Origin of the sequence: Vibrio frigidus (assembly GCF_042465995.1) — a bacterium.
Taxonomy (GTDB): Bacteria; Pseudomonadota; Gammaproteobacteria; order Enterobacterales; family Vibrionaceae; genus Vibrio.
Genome location: NZ_JBCDMC010000004.1, coordinates 227,455 through 241,049, shown reverse-complemented (window position 1 = coordinate 241,049; position 13,595 = coordinate 227,455). Strand labels below are relative to the sequence as shown.

Annotated in this window: 12 protein-coding genes; 2 read left to right on the top strand and 10 right to left on the bottom strand. The window is 42.9% G+C overall.

The window, feature by feature from the left end; all coding sequences use genetic code 11:
• Positions 1–55: 55 nt before the first annotated feature.
• From fabF to yceD, 8 genes are all read right to left on the bottom strand, one after another.
• Complete coding sequence (gene fabF / locus AACW90_RS08780) at positions 56–1,297, bottom strand: beta-ketoacyl-ACP synthase II (RefSeq protein ID WP_390233278.1); 1,242 nt, start codon at positions 1,295–1,297, stop codon at positions 56–58.
• Between the two features lie 98 nt (positions 1,298–1,395).
• Positions 1,396–1,629 (bottom strand): acyl carrier protein, encoded by a 234-nt coding sequence (gene acpP, locus AACW90_RS08775; RefSeq protein WP_017051317.1) that lies wholly within the window; start codon positions 1,627–1,629, stop codon positions 1,396–1,398.
• 167 nt (positions 1,630–1,796) lie between these two features.
• Entirely contained in the window at positions 1,797–2,534 is a 738-nt protein-coding gene (gene fabG / locus AACW90_RS08770) for a 3-oxoacyl-ACP reductase FabG (protein WP_390233275.1), read from the bottom strand.
• Between the two features lie 15 nt (positions 2,535–2,549).
• On the bottom strand, positions 2,550–3,473 hold the full coding sequence (gene fabD, locus AACW90_RS08765) for an ACP S-malonyltransferase (protein WP_390233273.1): 924 nt from the start codon (positions 3,471–3,473) through the stop codon (positions 2,550–2,552).
• A gap of 72 nt (positions 3,474–3,545) precedes the next feature.
• The gene (locus AACW90_RS08760) at positions 3,546–4,529 is read right to left on the bottom strand and encodes a beta-ketoacyl-ACP synthase III (protein ID WP_195702759.1); all 984 of its coding nucleotides are present in this window, start codon (positions 4,527–4,529) and stop codon (positions 3,546–3,548) included.
• Positions 4,530–4,534: 5 nt separating this feature from the next.
• Positions 4,535–5,575, bottom strand: a complete 1,041-nt coding sequence (gene plsX, locus AACW90_RS08755) for a phosphate acyltransferase PlsX (RefSeq protein ID WP_390233270.1) — start codon at positions 5,573–5,575, stop codon at positions 4,535–4,537.
• Positions 5,576–5,584: 9 nt separating this feature from the next.
• Complete coding sequence (rpmF, locus tag AACW90_RS08750) at positions 5,585–5,755, bottom strand: 50S ribosomal protein L32 (protein ID WP_195702757.1); 171 nt, start codon at positions 5,753–5,755, stop codon at positions 5,585–5,587.
• 30 nt (positions 5,756–5,785) lie between these two features.
• A complete protein-coding gene (gene yceD / locus AACW90_RS08745; protein WP_390233268.1) occupies positions 5,786–6,310 on the bottom strand; it encodes a 23S rRNA accumulation protein YceD in 525 nt (174 codons plus the stop codon).
• A 115-nt stretch (positions 6,311–6,425) separates the two neighbouring features.
• Here yceD and AACW90_RS08740 point away from each other — a divergent pair, with 115 nt between their 5' ends.
• Entirely contained in the window at positions 6,426–7,013 is a 588-nt protein-coding gene (locus tag AACW90_RS08740) for a Maf family protein (protein WP_390233266.1), read from the top strand.
• Positions 7,014–7,024: 11 nt separating this feature from the next.
• Here the strand turns inward: AACW90_RS08740 and rluC are convergent, their stop codons facing one another.
• The gene (gene rluC, locus AACW90_RS08735; RefSeq protein WP_390233264.1) at positions 7,025–7,966 is read right to left on the bottom strand and encodes a 23S rRNA pseudouridine(955/2504/2580) synthase RluC; all 942 of its coding nucleotides are present in this window, start codon (positions 7,964–7,966) and stop codon (positions 7,025–7,027) included.
• 615 nt (positions 7,967–8,581) lie between these two features.
• Between rluC and rne the strand changes: the two genes are divergently transcribed.
• Entirely contained in the window at positions 8,582–11,695 is a 3,114-nt protein-coding gene (gene rne, locus AACW90_RS08730) for a ribonuclease E (RefSeq protein WP_390233262.1), read from the top strand.
• A gap of 96 nt (positions 11,696–11,791) precedes the next feature.
• On the opposite strand, the gene AACW90_RS08725 is transcribed toward rne, so the two are convergent.
• The gene (locus AACW90_RS08725; RefSeq protein ID WP_390233260.1) at positions 11,792–13,582 is read right to left on the bottom strand and encodes an ABC transporter ATP-binding protein; all 1,791 of its coding nucleotides are present in this window, start codon (positions 13,580–13,582) and stop codon (positions 11,792–11,794) included.
• Positions 13,583–13,595 lie beyond the last annotated feature (13 nt).

Genomic DNA, 13,595 nt, shown 5'->3' with positions numbered 1-13,595 from the left:
AAAAAACGGCTTAATGCTGAGCATCAAGCCGCCGTTAAGCTAGTTTAATCGACTATCACATTTTTTTAAAGATAAGCGAACCGTTTGTTCCACCAAAGCCGAAGGAGTTACACAATGCATATTCCATTTCGACTTTACGTGCAGTATGGGGAACAAGGTCAAGGTCACACTCTTCATCAGGGTTATCTAAGTTAATCGTTGGTGGCACAATTTGGTCTACTAACGCCATAGCAGTAATAATTGCTTCTACAGAACCTGCAGCACCCAACAAGTGACCTGTCATAGATTTCGTAGAAGACACAAGTACTTTCTTAGAGCCTGCTTCACCAAGAGCGCGTTTTACACCTCTTAACTCTGCAACATCACCCGCCGGTGTCGACGTTCCGTGCGCGTTGATATAACCGATTTGTTCACCAGTAATACCAGCATCACGCATTGCCGCTTCCATCGCTAGCGCACCACCAGAACCATCAGCACTTGGCGATGTCATATGGTAAGCGTCGCCACTCATGCCAAAACCGACAACTTCACAGTAGATTTTCGCACCACGAGCTTTCGCTTGTTCGTATTCTTCTAAAACCATAACACCCGCACCGTCACCAAGAACAAACCCATCACGGTCTTTGTCCCAAGGGCGTGAAGCCTTCGATGGTTCTTCATTGCGCGTTGACAGTGCCTTTGCAGCAGCAAATCCGCCCATACCAAGAGGTGTAGACGCTTTTTCAGCACCACCAGCAACCATCGCTTCAGCATCGCCGTAAGCAATCATACGGGCCGCATGGCCAATATTGTGTAAGCCAGTAGTACAAGCAGTTGAAATCGCGATGTTGGGGCCTCTAAGGCCTCGCATTATCGACAGATTACCTGCGATCATATTAACGATAGTGGATGGTACAAAAAAGGGACTAATTTTGCGCGGGCCTCTTTCTGAAAGAACTTTATGGCCAGTTTCAATTAGACCAAGACCACCAATACCAGAACCAATTGCGACGCCAATGCGTGGCGCGTTCTCTTCAGTAACGGTGAAACCTGAGTCTTCTAATGCTTGAATACCCGCTGCGATGCCGTACTGGATAAAGAGATCCATCTTACGCGCATCTTTTTTGGTCATATACTCTTCGCAGTTAAAGTCTTTGACTAGACCTGCAAATCGAGTTGTAAATTCGGATGTATCAAAGTGTTCGATATCAACGATACCGCTTTGACCTGCTAACAGGGCTTTCCATGATGATTCTACAGTGTTGCCTACCGGTGACAACATACCCATGCCAGTAACAACTACGCGGCGCTTTGACATGATAATTTTCTCCGGGATTGAATGAATGATTTGATGGGGAAATAACGTATTTTAGATAAAACTCAGGCGGTCAAGGTTGACCGCCTGAGAGAGAAATATTACTGAGCGCTGGTAACGTAGTCGATTGCAGCTTGAACAGTAGTGATTTTCTCAGCTTCTTCGTCTGGAATCTCAGTATCGAATTCTTCTTCCAAAGCCATTACTAGCTCAACAGTGTCTAAAGAATCTGCACCTAGATCGTCAACAAATGAAGCTTCGTTCTTAACTTCTGCTTCGTCTACACCTAGCTGTTCAATAATGATTTTCTTTACGCGTTCTTCGAGATTGCTCATTTTTTCTTTTCCTTTACAGACTTTCGCGTTATGCGATGTTTCCGTAGTTTATTCAAACTTTTAAAAGTTGCAAGGGTGTGATCGCTGGTCAAACCACAATTTTTACGATTTTGACCGGAAATAGGTACATTTTTGACCTAAATCATACACAAAACATAGTGCACAATTTAAACCATGTACATTCCACCGTTTACATGAAGTGTTTCACCAGTAATATATGCCGCATCTGGAGAAGCTAAAAATGCTACCGCTGCTGCAATTTCACGTGGGTCACCTAAGCGTCCCGCAGGTACCTGAGATAGTGTAGCAGCACGCTGCTCATCATTCAGTGCTTTTGTCATGTCAGTTTCAATAAAACCGGGTGAAACAGTATTAATTGTTACACCGCGTGAAGAAACTTCACGTGCCATAGACTTAGTAAAACCAATCACACCCGCTTTCGCTGCGGCATAGTTAGTTTGACCTGCGTTACCCATAGTTCCGACAACAGAACCGACATTAATAATACGTCCGTTACGTTTTTTCATCATGCCACGCAAAACTGCTTTGGACAGTCTGAAAATAGACGTGAGGTTAGTATCTATGATATCCGTCCATTCGTCATCTTTCATACGCATCAATAGATTATCACGAGTAATACCAGCGTTGTTAACTAAAATATCTACGCCGCCATAATTTGTTGTGATCTCTTTGATAACGTCTGTAATAGATTCTGGCTCAGTCACATTGAGTTTAAAACCTTTGCCATTCTCACCTAAGTATTCACTGATAGCCACGGCGCCATTTTCACTTGTTGCCGTACCAAAAACTGTCGCTCCTCGTTCAACAAGAAGCTCCGCAATTGAGCGTCCAATACCACGGCTTGCACCAGTAACCAGTGCTACTTTGCCTTCTAGGTTTCTCATCTTCTATCTCTCTTTTTACTTCGCTGCTTCTAATGAAGCACAATCATTTACTGCCGCAGCGGTAAGCGTTTTAACAATACGTTTAGTTAAACCCGTTAGCACTTTTCCTGGGCCTAATTCATAGAGCTTTTCAACACCATCGTCATTCATTTGTTGAACACCTTCGGTCCAACGAACAGGGCTATGAAGTTGACGAACCAAAGCATTTTTAATTTTTTCTGGATCCGTTTCCGCAATGACATCAACATTATTAATCACTGGGATAATTGGTGTGTTAAATTCAATATCTTGCAGTGCGATTTCTAATCTATCCGCTGCTGGTTGCATTAATGCGCAATGAGAAGGCACCGATACAGGTAAAGGTAGCGCTCGTTTCGCGCCCGCCGCTTTACAAAGTACACCCGCTCTCTCTACTGCTGCTTTGTTGCCAGCAATCACAACCTGACCAGGTGAATTAAAGTTAACCGGAGAGACAATTTCGTCTTGCGCCGCTTCTTCACATGCCTTTGCGATCGACTCATCGTCTAATCCTATGATGGCATACATCGCACCCACACCAGCAGGTACCGCTTCTTGCATGAACTGACCACGTAATTCGACCAGTTTAATCGCCTGTTGAAAATCAAGCACTCCGGCACAAACAAGCGCCGAGTATTCACCTAAGCTGTGTCCTGCTAAATTGACAGGTTGTTCCAAGCCTTGCTCTTGCCATACACGCCAAATAGCCACAGATGCAGCAAGCAATGCTGGTTGAGTGCGAGAAGTCTGATTTAAATCTTCTACTGGACCATTTTGAACCAAGGCCCAAAGGTCATAACCTAGCGCTTCAGAAGCCTGAGCGAAGGTTGCTTTTACAACATCAAATTGTTCACCAAGCTCTGCAAGCATACCAACAGTTTGAGAACCTTGACCCGGAAATATGATAGCAAATTTGCTCATAGTTATTTTCCCTCAAGCAATGCATTATTAATTGAAGTAGATAAACGAGAGCCTATCTACTGAATTTAATTTTTAAAACTTAATTAAAGCGGAGCCCCAGGTGAAACCACCACCGAATGCTTCCAATAGAATGGTTTGTCCACGTTGAATTCGCCCATCGCGTACTGCTTCATCTAATGCTGTAGGCACCGTTGCCGCAGACGTATTACCGTGGCGATCTAGCGTAATAACTACTTGCTCTAAAGGCAGAGACAGTTTTTTAGCCGTCGCAGAGATAATCCTTAAATTTGCTTGATGTGGTACAAGCCAATCGAGTTCAGATTTATCCATACCATTTGCTTTAAGCGTTTCTTTAACCAAACGAGATAATTGCGTAACAGCCACTTTAAATACCTCATTTCCAGCCATATGAAGCCAGCTATTAATGTCGTCAGTCTGAGCGAATTCACCTTCACTCTTTTCTTTTTTACGACCAGGATGTTTAAGGCTTAATAGATCACCAAAACGCCCATCGGCATTGATGTGCGTTGATAGAATCCCCGGCTCTTCGCTTACACCGACCACAACTGCACCTGCTGCATCACCGAAAAGAATGATGGTGCCACGATCGGTAGGATCGCAGGTTTTTGATAGAGCATCCGCACCAACCACTAACACATTTTTACACATACCTGATTTAATATGCTGATCCGCAACTGAAAGCGCATAAACAAATCCAGAGCATGCCGCCGCCATATCAAAAGCTGGGCAATGTTTAATACCCAATTTTGCTTGAACTTCACAGGCAGCCGATGGGAAGGCATTTGAACCACTGGTCGTTGCGACGATAATCATATCGATATCGTCCTTATCTAATCCAGCCATATCGATAGCATTTTGAGAGGCTATTGTTGCCATGTCTGCTACCGTTTCATCCGGTGCAGAGATACGACGTTCACGAATCCCAGTTCGTGTTACGATCCATTCATCGGTGGTATTTACCATTTTCTCTAGGTCTGCGTTTGAACGCACCTGAGATGGCAGATAACTGCCCGTACCTAATATTTTACTGTACATATAGACTAATAATGCCTCTCGAGTAACACCGCTTCTAAGCGGTCACTAATACGACTTGGTACTTGTCGTTTGACTTCGTGTACTGCTTCACCAATAGCATTGACAATAGCAGCCACATCAGCACTTCCATGACTTTTTATCACAATACCGCGCAATCCTAACAAACTTGCGCCATTGTACTGGTCGGGGTTCAGCAGTTTTATCTCTTCTATTAGGTTGGCAAATAATTTTCTTGCTATCCAACCCTTTAGATTTGATGTTGCCATATGCTCTTTAAGTTTACCAATAAAAAGGTGGGCAACACCCTCTGCTGTCTTTAAACAAACATTGCCGACAAAACCATCGCATACAACGACATCGGCCGCATCGTGAAGTAACTGATTGCCTTCAATATAACCACTAAAGTTAATCGATTTAGTTTGACTCAGCATTTCAGCACATCGTTTTACTAAGTCATTGCCCTTAATCTCTTCTTCACCGATATTGAGTATAGCCACTCTTGGTGGTCTATCTAGGTGTTCTTCAGCTAATGCTCCACCCATCACAGCAAATTGGAATAACGTATCCGCATCTACTGACACATTTGCACCGAGGTCAAGCAACCAAGTTTTCTTACCTAAAGCCGTAGGAAGGGCCGACACTAAAGCAGGTCTCTCTATACCAGGTAATAATTTGAGTCTAAACCGGGAAAGTGCCATTAGAGCACCGGTATTCCCGCCACTTAAACAAGCATCCGCTGTGCCGTCGGCTACGGCGTCAATGGCAATACGCATCGACGAGCCAGTACTGTTTCTCAAAGCTAGGGAGGGTTTTTCCGAATTAGATATGACTCGTTCACTATGGGAGATAGTTAAACGATGACTGATTGAGTGATCATCTCCCACATATCCTAGGCGAGACAATTCAGGTGCGATCATGGATTGATCACCGACTACAATCACTTTTAGCTCTGGGAAATGCGACAGTGCCTGCACGACGGCAGGCACTGTTACGCAGGGACCGAAATCCCCGCCCATTGCATCAAGTGCAACGGTAATAGTTTTCAAAGGTCAACCTTACTTGTTGATAACCTTTTTGCCACGGTAGAAACCGTCAGCAGTCACGTTGTGACGCAGGTGAGTTTCACCTGTTGTTGGGTCTACAGAAAGTGCAGCTGTAGTTAGCGCATCATGTGAACGACGCATGCCACGCATTGAACGTGATTTTTTGCTCTTTTGTACGGCCATGGACCCTACTCCTTTGTCTATACTTAAAGCTTATCGCTTTAAGCTTTTTAAAACATCAAATGGGTTTGGTTTATCTTCTTCAACTTCTTTCGGAAGCACACCAAACACCAAATTATCTGTATTAACGCTACAGTTCGCATCATCATGCATTGCCACTTGAGGCAAACCAAGAATGAACTCGTCTTCAACTAGTTGTATGAGATCGATCTCACCGTACTCGTTCCGATCTACCAAATCGTACTCTTCGGGTGTATCCACTTCACTTTTCTCACTGCGAACAGGAGTATAAGTAAATTGAACTTCGCACTCATGTGCGAAAATCTCGTTACAACGCTGACACTCTAAATCGACTTCAACGTTAGCTTTACCAGAGATAACGGTTAATCGTTGTTCATCCATCTCAAAAGACAATGAGACTTCTGCGTCGCGTTTTACGCCTGAGGTCGTCTCAGCTAAGCGCTTAAATAAACTAGGTTGGATGATACCATCGAAATCTAGTCTACTTTGTGCGGCTTTAACCGGATCTACCGTGCGTGGAATTTTTACTTTTTGCATAGGGCGCGAATAATATATTTCTAATCGTCTTGAGTCAAAGGAAAAGTGAAAAAGTTATGCTTTTTTTAATTATCGTTTATTCTGTCGCTATTCTCTGCTCAACAAGACATTTCCTATGAATAAATTGGACCTCATTTTGGCTTCAACCTCGCCGTTTCGAAAATCCATTTTGGAAAAAATCCAGATACCTTTTAAACAGGTCAATCCAAGCTGTGATGAAACCCCATTAGAAAGAGAAGCACCGGAACAATTAGTCCTTAGGTTGGCTTTAAATAAAGCCAAGAGCTGCAAAACTGATGATCATTCCCTCATAATCGGTTCTGATCAGGTTTGCGTCATTAATGGAGACATTATCGGTAAACCCCACACAGTAGAAAATGCCGTTAAGCAACTCACTGCTGCAAGTGGACAATGCATCACTTTTTATACTGGGTTAGCTTTATATAATACCAGCACAAATAGCACCTCAGTAAAACTGGATATTTTTAAGGTTCATTTCCGAACACTTAATCAAAAACAGATAGAAGATTACGTCAAACGAGAGCAACCACTAACCTGTGCGGGCAGTTTTATGAGTGAAGGGTTAGGCATTGCACTCTTTGATAGATTAGAAGGGAAAGACCCGAATAGTTTAATCGGGCTCCCGTTAATTACATTGATAGATATGCTAGAAAAACAAGGCGTCTCTGTTCTCGGCTCTTAACGATACGTTTTTTAACCTCTTAATCGCTGAAGTACCGCTTCTAATCTTCCTTCCATAGGCGCTGAGATATCTATCTTTTCCTCTGTAGCAGGATGGGAAAACTTAATGTTGGCGGCATGTAAAAAGAGCCGGTCTAAACCAACCTTGCCAGTATAAGCATCAAATCGACGGTCTCCATATCGATCATCCCACGCGATTGGGTGTCCTGTGTATTGCGCATGGACGCGAATTTGATGCGTCCTCCCTGTAATTGGACTCGCTTGAACCAATGTCGCTTCAGTGAATTTTTCTACTATTTTGAAACGCGTTTCAGAAGCCTTGCCATTAGGATTTACACGAACAATACTGTTCACTTCATTCTTCAGTAATGGTTCATTTACTAGGCGACAACTTGGCTTCCAATGCCCCATAACAAGCGCGAAGTAATATTTTTGTACCGTTTTTTCACGAAATTGGGCTTGCAGATGTCTCAGTGCAGAGCGTTTCTTCGCGACAAGCAATATTCCTGATGTATCCCGGTCAATACGGTGGACTAATTCTAAAAAGCGCGCATCAGGACGTAATGCTCTGAGCGCTTCTATTGCACCAAATTTCAACCCACTCCCACCATGAACTGCGGTTCCGGACGGTTTATTTAAGACAAGCATGTGCTCATCTTCAAATATGATGCAACTCTCTAACTCAGCAACTTTGTTTAGTTTCGTGTTAGGCACATCTTTTTGTTCAACCTCTTCCATTTTTACTGGTGGTACTCGAACAATATCTCCCGGCTGAAGTTTATATTCCGCTTTGATTCGTTTTTTATTTACACGCACTTCACCTTTTCGAATGATTCTATAGATCAGACTTTTAGGCACGTTTTTAAGTTGATTACGCATGAAATTATCTATGCGTTGTCCTGCCATATCAGCATCAATATCGACAAACTGGACTTTCGTTTTTATCTCATTCATGGCGCACATTCTATCATTCAAATTGAGTTTTTATCACTCTTTACTTATTTCATCTTATCTAACGTCGATATACGGCAATTAATGTCGAATGAGTCTCGTGAACGTAGCCTGTGTATAAATATTGGGATTAAAATTGGACAAAATTAGAGCAACCTTATAAAAACTATTATTTATCAAAAAGATAGCTTTTTCGAAATTTTAACTACTTTCAAATATTTTGCCTGTTTATAACAAAGCAGATTGCTGTATTTTCACCGCACTGCTATAGTCACACCTGCTATGGGTAATTTGAATGCATTTCGCAATTTTTCTGATTATCCAGCAGCAATAAGCTAAATGAGTAGAAGAGTTTTATTATTCGATGCAGCGTATGGCGTAAGACGTTGAGAATAAAGCTTACTTGTCGCTCTACTCATCGTTCACTGATGTTGAGTATTCACCACCAAAGTTGTGGATCAGGACCTATTCATTTAGTTCCTGATGACTGGAGTGTCCGAGAGCATCCCTTCCAGCCGTGAGGCTGCACTTATTAAGTCATGGGATCTGACACCATCGGTATCGAAGCCAAGCGGCATATGTAATTAAAATAAAGAATAATCAACGAGAAATTAAAAAATGAAAAGAATGTTAATCAACGCAACTCAAAAAGAAGAGTTGCGTGTCGCTTTGGTCGATGGACAGCGACTTTTCGATCTTGATATCGAAAGCCCTGGCCATGAATCGAAAAAAGCAAATATCTATAAAGGCAAAATCACACGTATAGAACCAAGTTTAGAAGCTGCATTTGTTGACTACGGTGCAGAAAGACATGGTTTTCTTCCTCTTAAAGAAGTTGCTCGCGATTACTTCCCTAAAGGGTACACTTACCAAGGTCGTCCAAGCATTAAAGAAGTGCTTACTGAAGGCCAAGAAGTCATTGTACAAGTTGAAAAAGAAGAACGCGGCAATAAAGGAGCAGCACTAACGACATTTGTCTCGCTTGCGGGTAGTTATTTAGTTCTGATGCCAAACAATCCTAGAGCCGGTGGTATTTCTCGCCGTATCGAAGGTGATGAGCGTACAGAACTTAAATCAGCACTAAATACTTTAGAACTCCCTCAAGGTATGGGCTTAATCGTTCGTACTGCAGGTGTAGGCAAAAGTGCTGAAGAACTAGAGTGGGATCTGAACGTATTACTTAATCATTGGAACGCGATAACGGAAGCCGCAGGCACAACCCCTGCTCCATTCCTAATCCACCAAGAAAGTAACGTTATTGTACGAGCGATTCGTGATTATTTACGCCGTGACATTGGTGAAATACTAATAGACAGCGCCACTATCTACGAACGCGCCAGACAACATATTCAACTTATTCGTCCTGATTTTCTTAACCGTGTTAAGAAATATGATGGCGAAGTTCCGCTATTTAGTCACTATCAAATAGAGACCCAAATAGAGTCAGCCTTCCAACGTAACGTGAGTTTGCCTTCTGGCGGTTCAATCGTTATCGACCCAACTGAAGCGCTAACCTCTATTGATATCAACTCCGCTCGTGCAACGAAGGGCAGTGATATCGAAGAAACAGCACTAAACACTAACCTAGAAGCCGCCGATGAAATTGCTCGTCAGTTGCGTCTGCGTGATCTTGGTGGGTTGGTGGTTATCGACTTTATTGATATGACACCTGTTCGTAACCAACGTGAAGTTGAAAATCGATTACGTGAAGCCGTTCGTTTGGACCGCGCACGCGTTCAAATCGGACGTATTTCTCGTTTCGGTTTGTTAGAGATGTCTCGTCAACGTTTGAGCCCGTCTCTAGCAGAAGCAAGTCACCATATTTGTCCACGTTGTACCGGTACGGGCGTGGTTCGTGATAATGAATCACTTGCATTGTCTGTACTTAGACTTATTGAAGAAGAAGCGCTAAAAGACAACAGCTCTCAAGTTGTTGCTGTTGTCCCAGTCGCAATTGCTTCCTATCTTCTTAATGAAAAACGTCGTTCTGTTAATACCATTGAATCTTCACAGAATGTAAGGGTAATCATTGTTCCAAACTCCGACATGGAAACCCCTCATTTTGAGGTGGTCCGTGTACGTGGTGGCGAAGAACACGACATTCTTTCATACCTGGTTCCTAAGAAATTAGAAGCAATGAAAGAAGCAGAAGCAACAGAGCCTTCTGAAGCAGACATTACACCGAAGAAGATTGAAGAACCCGCGCTAAAAGGTTTTGCTGCGCCGGCTCCTCAACCTACACCTTCAGCACCAACGCCAGCTAAAGCAGAAACTCCCGCTAAAGCTGAAACGAACGAACCTGGTGTTGTTTCACGTCTGTTCAAGGCACTGACAAGTTTCTTCTCTACCCCTGTGGAAGAAGAAAAAGAAGAGAAACCTGCTGAGCAACCTCAGAACAATCGTAATACTCGTAATAATCGCAATAATCGCAATGACAACCGTCGTCGCAATCCTCGTGATGGTAATCGTGATCAACAAGGCACCCGCGATCAAAACAAAAATCGTAACAAGCCTGTTCGCAATGACCAGCAAGAAGAACAAGCAGAGACTAAACCAAATCAACGCAGAGATAACCGACGTCCTAAGCAAGACAAAAAGGTTATCAAGTCTAACGCTAAAGTCGCAGAGCAAGGCCAACAAATTGCTGCTGAAGCACAAGTTGAGGTTGCTGTTCCTGTTGTAGAGGAGAAGCAAACACAGGTTATTAAGCAACGTCGTCAACGTCGTCAGCTTAAGAAGCAGGTTAGAGTTAAAGACCAACAAGATACTGCCGCTCAACAAGAGAAAGTGACTCAAGTTGAAGCGAAGGTAGAGCAAGACGTTAAGGTGGCTCAAGAGGTTGTTGAGGCTAACATGCCCGTTGTTGCTGAAGGCGAAAACAAAGAAGAGACGAAACGCCGTAACCGTCGTACTCCTCGTCATTTACGTGCCAGTGGACAACGTCGCCGTCGTGGTCGTGACCGCAGACCTAACCCTTTCCGCCTACGTAAAGGTGGGGTTGCCTCTCCTGAAATGGCAATGGGTAAAGTGATGCCTAAGTACGATCTTGCGAAGCCAAGATATAAAGAAAGAACACGCATTACGCCTGAAGTAGAGCAAATCGCTCTGAATGGTTTCGCGTGCCCTGAAATGGCAATGGGTAAAGTCATTATCCTTCGCGATATTGTTGAAGACAAAGCGCCTACGATTGAAACTGCACCAGTTATTGAGCAAGCACCAATCGAAGCACCTGTTCAAAACGAAGCTGCTCCAGCGAACGATATAGCAGAAACAATCGTCACTGATGCACCTATTCAGAAGACGACTGAAATAGAAGCACCCGTTGTCGAAGAGTCAGTTGTTGAAACGGCGATGATGGAAACTCCGGTCACTGTAGAGCCAATCGTTGAAGCAGAGGCTGTGGAAACATCAGTCGTTGAAGAACCCATTGTTGAAGCATCTGTGATTGAAACGCCAGTCGTTGAAGATAATGCGGCGCCAGTGGAAGTGGCTACTCAGCAAACTGAAGTTGAAGTTAAGCAAAAGGCGGTTGTCGTCGCGAAAACTAAAGCGACCACTAAAAAGCTAAAAGCTCATGCAACATCAGTAATGACGAAAGCACCTGGACCTCAAGATATTAAAGAGATTGAAGTCAAGGCAGCGCCATTAAAAGAAGCGCGCTATAAACCTAAAGGTGCAGGTAGCCAATCAGCGACCAGTCAAGCATCGTCAGGTATGTCTAAGACACTGTAGTTTGTTTATATTACAACCTTAGCGTCCGTTGCTAGATAAAGCATAAATAAAAAGGTAAGACTTCAAAAGTCTTACCTTTTTTATTGTTTTTTGGTCCTACACTTGCGTGCCATAAAGCGTCTGATACAACCCTTCTTTTTGAACAAGCTCATGATGATTCCCAGATTGAATAACTTTTCCATCTTCCAGTACATAGATCAAATCAGCTTGTTTTACAGCCGATAATCGATGCGCTACTATCAACGTTGTTTTACCATCGAGAAACGTATTCAAGGCATAGTGTAAAGCAGATTCTGTCGACGTATCTAACGCCGATGTAGCTTCATCCAGCACCACGAAATCAGGGTTAACCAATACCATTCTTGCTATCGCTAAACGCTGTCTTTGCCCCCCCGACAACTTAACACCTTGGCGGCCGAGTTCGGAACTCAATTGTTCTGGTAGCGCAATCACAAACTCATACAGTTGAGCAACCTTAAGCGCGCTCCAAAGTTCTTCATCACTGTAATTCTCACCCAAAGTAAGGTTTTCTCTTAAGCTATCGTTGAAGATCATAGGATGCTGTAACACAACAGCTAACCTATCTCTTAAGCTTTCATAACCGACATCCTCTATAGGATGACCATTGATTAAAATATCCCCGCTGGTTTTTTGATAAATACCAAGCAACAGCTGAATTAGTGTCGATTTACCCCCTCCAGACGCACCGACCAAAGCAACTCGTTTTCCTCTAGGAATACATAAGCTCAGGTCATCGATAACCCGTCTTTCTGAGTCATAGGCAAATTCAATGTTCTTAAACTCTATATCAAACGACTGGTTTTTCTCAAAAGGAACAAGTTTTGGTAGGTATACCTTCTCCTCTTCCAGCATTAATAAACCATTTAAACGCTTCATTGCTGCTGATGCACTAAACCAAGAATATTGTATGCTAAGCAAATCCTGTATAGGTGAAAGCAGATACCAAAGGTAACCAAAGACGGCAAATATTTGGCCCACAGTAAGATCCCCCATCAGCACCATCACCATCGCTACTGCTCGAAATATTTCAAAACCAACGAGAAATAATAAAAAAGAAATTCGATTAGCTGCATCTGATTGCCACGCATAATTATCAGCGTCTTGCCTGATGCCATCGGCATCTTGCATTAATCTTTCTAGGTATTCTCGCTCTCGATTTGACGCTCTCAACTGATACAGGCCATCCAGTGTTTCGACTAATCGTTGCTGAAACCTTTCAAAGGAATGATTCTCTTTTTTCTTTAGTTCTTTTACTTTATGCCCCATCTTTTTGGACAACAGTACAATGACTGGATTAAGTAAAATGATGAAAAGCGCCAGTTTCCAATCTAACCAAAACAAGACCATCGAAATTCCGATAATCGATAGAATACTGACCACAAATCGACTCATAGTCGAACCGATAAACTTATCAACAGTTTCGATATCCGTGACGAGATAAGAAGTCAGAGCCCCACTTCCCCTCTCTTCGTACTGACGCATATTGATTTTGCCGAGTTTTTCTAAAAGTCTTTTTCGTAATGTGCAAGTGAGCGACTTAGACACTAAAGTAAACTGACGAGCTTGTAATATATTCAGCCCCTGACTGACTAGGCGCATCATAATAATAAGCAGTAAAACCATCGCTATGTAGCCTTGAGGACTATGTAATGATGGTGGTATTAATCGATTAAGGAATGCAATGCCAGAACCTGGTTGTTGCAGCAGTACTTCATCGACTAACAATGGAAGCATTAAAGGTATCGGTACACTGATAACCGCAGCCAAAACAGCAACACAATTTGCCACAACCAGTTTCTTCTTATGTTGTATGGCATGGCCATATAGCCATTCTATATTGATTTCTTTTATTGCTTGATTTGACACTATTTGATCCAAA

Excerpts from the sequence above, each read along its gene's own strand:
- fabF (WP_390233278.1), bottom strand. The coding sequence starts at position 1,297 with ATGTCAAAGCGCCGCGTAGTTGTTACTGGCATGGGTATGTTGTCACCG.
- acpP (WP_017051317.1), bottom strand. The coding sequence starts at position 1,629 with ATGAGCAATCTCGAAGAACGCGTAAAGAAAATCATTATTGAACAGCTA.
- fabG (WP_390233275.1), bottom strand. The coding sequence starts at position 2,534 with ATGAGAAACCTAGAAGGCAAAGTAGCACTGGTTACTGGTGCAAGCCGT.
- fabD (WP_390233273.1), bottom strand. The coding sequence starts at position 3,473 with ATGAGCAAATTTGCTATCATATTTCCGGGTCAAGGTTCTCAAACTGTT.
- AACW90_RS08760 (WP_195702759.1), bottom strand. The coding sequence starts at position 4,529 with ATGTACAGTAAAATATTAGGTACGGGCAGTTATCTGCCATCTCAGGTG.
- rpmF (WP_195702757.1), bottom strand. The coding sequence starts at position 5,755 with ATGGCCGTACAAAAGAGCAAAAAATCACGTTCAATGCGTGGCATGCGT.
- yceD (WP_390233268.1), bottom strand. The coding sequence starts at position 6,310 with ATGCAAAAAGTAAAAATTCCACGCACGGTAGATCCGGTTAAAGCCGCA.
- AACW90_RS08740 (WP_390233266.1), top strand. The coding sequence starts at position 6,426 with ATGAATAAATTGGACCTCATTTTGGCTTCAACCTCGCCGTTTCGAAAA.
- rluC (WP_390233264.1), bottom strand. The coding sequence starts at position 7,966 with ATGAATGAGATAAAAACGAAAGTCCAGTTTGTCGATATTGATGCTGAT.
- rne (WP_390233262.1), top strand. The coding sequence starts at position 8,582 with ATGAAAAGAATGTTAATCAACGCAACTCAAAAAGAAGAGTTGCGTGTC.